4 protein-coding genes are annotated in these 4,314 nt (G+C 41.2%); 1 reads left to right on the forward strand and 3 read right to left on the reverse strand.

The features are described 5' to 3' along the window. Together JWQ85_RS00490 and JWQ85_RS00495 are read right to left on the reverse strand one after the other, a co-directional pair. Positions 1–1,247 (reverse strand): M56 family metallopeptidase (locus JWQ85_RS00490; RefSeq protein ID WP_299462278.1); only part of this gene is annotated, 1,247 nt, incomplete at its 3' end. Between the two features lie 2 nt (positions 1,248–1,249). Continuing rightward, complete coding sequence (locus JWQ85_RS00495) at positions 1,250–1,621, reverse strand: BlaI/MecI/CopY family transcriptional regulator (protein WP_256540804.1); 372 nt, start codon at positions 1,619–1,621, stop codon at positions 1,250–1,252. Between the two features lie 132 nt (positions 1,622–1,753). Here JWQ85_RS00495 and JWQ85_RS00500 point away from each other — a divergent pair, with 132 nt between their 5' ends. Then, positions 1,754–3,157 carry an MBL fold metallo-hydrolase gene (locus JWQ85_RS00500; protein WP_299462287.1) on the forward strand — a complete coding sequence of 468 codons (1,404 nt, stop codon included), beginning with the start codon at positions 1,754–1,756 and terminating at the stop codon, positions 3,155–3,157. 70 nt (positions 3,158–3,227) lie between these two features. Here the strand turns inward: JWQ85_RS00500 and JWQ85_RS00505 are convergent, their stop codons facing one another. Then, positions 3,228–4,016, reverse strand: a complete 789-nt coding sequence (locus tag JWQ85_RS00505) for a hypothetical protein (RefSeq protein WP_299462290.1) — start codon at positions 4,014–4,016, stop codon at positions 3,228–3,230. Between the last annotated feature and the right edge of the window lie 298 nt (positions 4,017–4,314).

Genomic DNA, 4,314 nt, shown 5'->3' on the forward strand with positions numbered 1-4,314 from the left:
CCATTTTGTACACCAGGCTTCCATTTTGGTGAGTTTTTAAGTACGCGTACGGCCTCTTCATCGGTGCCGCTGCCTAATGATCTCAACACTTTTATACCAGATAGCGAACCATCCTTTTCTACTACAAAAGTTAAAATCGTGCGGCCTTGTACTTTATTCTTTTTTGCTTCGGCGGGATATTTTATGTTTTTAGCTAAATACTGTTGAAAAGCTTCATACCCGCCAGGGAAACCTGGAGCATGCTCAACAGCAGTAAATACCTGTGTTTTGTTTTCTGGGATGGTATCAGCCGGTGCTGCAGGTAATTTATCTTTTTTAGGGTCGTAGGTTACTATAGTAGTACGATAAGTGGTATCTGCCAGCACTGCCTTAGCAGGGCTTTCAAAAACGGCCTCAGCTTTATCATGAATGGCATCTACCGCCCTGCTATTACTTATTGTTGCCGATGATAATACCAGCATTAATATAAATAATGGTGCAGATAGGCCATATTTGATTAGCTTAATACGCTGCGATTTATTCTTCTGTAACATTATTATCCGCTTTTTTAATAAACTGTGATTAAAAAACGGGTTAACTAAATGGTGTGCCGGGGCTTCAAACGTTTGGCTTAACAACAGCATGGCATAGTCGGCTCTATTGGTACCGGCATCAAGTGTGTGCTTATCGGCAATATATTCGTGTACATGCTTTATGGCAAAACGATACAGGTAAACAATAGGGTTAAACCAGTTTATGATCATCACCGCTTCTATGATCAGCACATCGGCCGAGTGGAACTGGCGGGCGTGAACTAACTCGTGGCTTTCTATCACATCCTTACCATCTATCCCCTCGCTTACCTTTACTTTATTAAAAAAGGAGTAAGATGTTTTTGGTGACGGATCTTTAATTATCCGCCTTAGTAATATCAGTTGCAGCATTAACTTCATCGCCAAAAACATTACCCCTGCTGTATATAGCACTACCAGCACCTGGCCAATAGTAACCGGGTTATCTTTTATAGGCGCTAAATCGGTTATACTTATGTTGCTGCCATATATGGTGTACTTCACCTGCTGTGTAATAAATAGGCTTTTAACCCAATCGCTTTGTATAAGCGGTATAAAAAACGACAGGATAGCTGTACCAACCAAATAAATACGGTTAAGCTGAAAAAATGTTTCCCGGCGAAGCAATAAAGAATAGAACCCGAAAAACAAGGTGAGGTAAATATTTACCAGCAATAAATAATGCCACCAGTTCATAACTATTTATCTTTAAGTTTTTCAATCAGTTTCATGATCTCATCGGCCTCTTTCAGATTAATTTTTTCCTTATTCACAAAAAAGGATAATATCCTGTTCACCGAATTATCGAAATAGCCGCTAAGTAATTTATCGGCAGCAAAGTTTTTGTACTCTTCTTTACTCACCACGGGGTAATACTCGTGGCTTTTGCCAAAGGCATTATGATCAACAAAGCCTTTGGTTTCCAGTATCCTTATAATTGTAGATACGGTATTATATGCCGGTTTTGGCTCGGGTAAAACATCTAAAACATCTTTTACAAAGCCCTTTTCCAAAGTCCACAACACCTGCATAATTTGCTCTTCGGCTCGGGTTAAATCTTTTATTTCCATTTCCTTAAATAACTATTAGTACCTTAATACTAAGGTATATCATATAAATCAAATTAACAACTAAATGTTTAGTTTATTTTAATTTAAACTTTTATTTGTCTATTTGGTTCTAAAACACAACCCAAATTATAAATGGATATCACCTTTCACGGAGCCGCCCGTAATGTAACCGGCAGCAAGCACTTATTACGTTTACAGGATGGCACAAGTGTATTATTAGATTGCGGCATGTTCCAGGGATTAGGCGACCAAACCGAAGACATGAACGAGCACTTTGGTTTTAACCCACAAAAAATCGACTACCTTATTTTATCGCACGCGCATATAGATCATTGCGGATTGATACCCCGTTTGGTATCTGAAGGGTTTGAAGGCCAGATATTTTGCACCGCCCCTACTATGGATCTGGCGCGCATCCTGTTAATGGACTCGGCAAAAATACAGATGCAGGATGTGGAATATAGCAATAAGCACCGTGCCCGTAAAGGCTTGCCCCTGCTGGATGCCCTTTACACCGAAGATGATGCAATGGAAGCCATGCGTTTATTCAAGATTGTAGATTACCACGAAGAATACGCGATAACACCGCGCTTAAAATTTCAATTTACTGATGCAGGGCACGTGTTGGGCAGCGCGGCAGTGCATGTTACTGTTTTAGAAGATGGCAAAGAAACGCATATTACCTTTAGCGGTGATGTGGGCCGTTACGGCGATCTGTTGCTTAAAAACCCGCAAACCTTCCCCCAGGCAGATTATATTTTGCTGGAATCTACCTATGGTGATAGCCTGCATAAAGATATTGGCCCTATTGAAGATGCCTTGCTGGACGTAATTAAACAAACCTGCGAGGTAAAGAAAGGCAAGGTGATCATACCTGCCTTTAGCGTTGGCCGCACGCAGGAACTGCTATATGCCCTAAACGCCCTGGAACTGAGAGGTGTATTGCCAGATGTACCTTATTATGTTGATAGCCCATTATCTGAAAAAGCTACACAAGTATTAAGGGATCATCCGGAGGTGTATAATAAGGATGTGAAAGAGGTAATGAAGACAGATGCCGACCCGTTTGGTTTTAAGGGTTTGAAATTTATACAGTCTACCGCCGAATCTATCGCTTTAAATAGTGATGTAAGGCCTTGCGTTATCATATCCTCATCGGGCATGGCTGAGGCAGGCAGGGTGAAACATCATATAAAGAATAACATTAACAATCAAAAAAATACCATTTTAATGGTTGGCTACGCCGAACCAAACTCGTTAGGCGGCAGGCTTGCCCGTGGCGAAAAAGAGGTGCATATTTTTGGCGAGCAATACCAGGTAAATGCCGAAGTACAATCGATCAAAAGTATGAGCGCCCATGGCGATTACGAGGATCTGCTTCATTTTATATCCTGCCAGGACCCTAAACATGTAAAAAAATTATTCCTGGTGCATGGTGAATATGAGGTGCAACAACACTTTGCCGATAAGCTAAGGGAAAAAGGCTTTGCTAATGTAGAGATCCCCTACCAGCACGAAAAAGTGGTGTTGGAATAACTCACCTATTAAAAATTAAAAAGAAAGCCAGCTTAAGCAGGCTTTCTTTTTATAATCACAATCATGTTTTTTATTTCAGCATAACGTTAGCGCATTGGCCGGATAGTACTTGTACATTTTGGCTGGTGCTGTAAGTTGGCGGGGTTATGCCATCTAACCCTTTTAGGAAGTATACTTTCCCTTTTACAGTATATTGCCCCGGCGGCACATCAACCGTGTAACAATACAATGCCCCGCACGATGGTGCGGATGTATAATGCCCTCCAAAAATTGAGTGCGTATTTGAAATACCAACTACGTCTACATACATCACATTTACACCTTGTGGTTTCCAGCCATATTCTGTCTGGTTGGTCCATACTATAATACTTCCTTTTGCCGGTGGGGGCGTTGTACCGCCACCATTTCCTGTACCTGTACCACCACCACCTGTTCCGGTGCCACCACCACCGGATCCACATGGCCAGGTTGTAGTTTTTACATATTCGGTCTCCTGATTATTAACTGTCCCTTGTGCAGGAACACCAACAATTAATTTTCCGTTTTTCATTTTTAACGGGAAAATTATGGTTTGGCCACCAACAACAAACGTCATGGTAGATGCACCCGAATTATAAGTACCTGTTGTTGCAGTTCCATTACTGCAGGCCATAGCTGTACTGCCGTTAAGTTTTAGGTACGCGTTTCCTTGTCCATCGTTGCGGGCCCAGGTTGCTTCTAACGAAGCGGTGCCACCTGTTCCGTCGGGTTCTTCAGTATCCTCGCTGTCATCATCATCCATTGATTCTTTTTGGCAGGAAACTGTAAATAAAACAACAAGTAAAATGGAAAAGATTGTGATAAGTTTTAGGCATTTCATATGCGAAATATTGTATTTAAGATGAGGTTTGGGTTTCTTTTTACAAAGATGCCCGCGACCTGTTATGCATACAATACTTACTTGTGGGTATATTTCATTTTGGGTGATTACACGGGCATCCGGGGGTGATTACACCGTAACAAGGCATCAATCGAAATAAAATCAAGCTTTGTTGAAACATTAATTGACTATCATTTATCATCGCAAATTCAAGGCCCTTAAAACAGAAAACCCCGGATAACCGGGGCTTTCATATTCTATTTTTTCAAACCAATTTCCCTTAACCGTTCATCCAGGT

The sequence above is a fragment of the Mucilaginibacter sp. genome (genome assembly GCF_028288105.1).
Taxonomy (GTDB): Bacteria; Bacteroidota; Bacteroidia; order Sphingobacteriales; family Sphingobacteriaceae; genus Mucilaginibacter.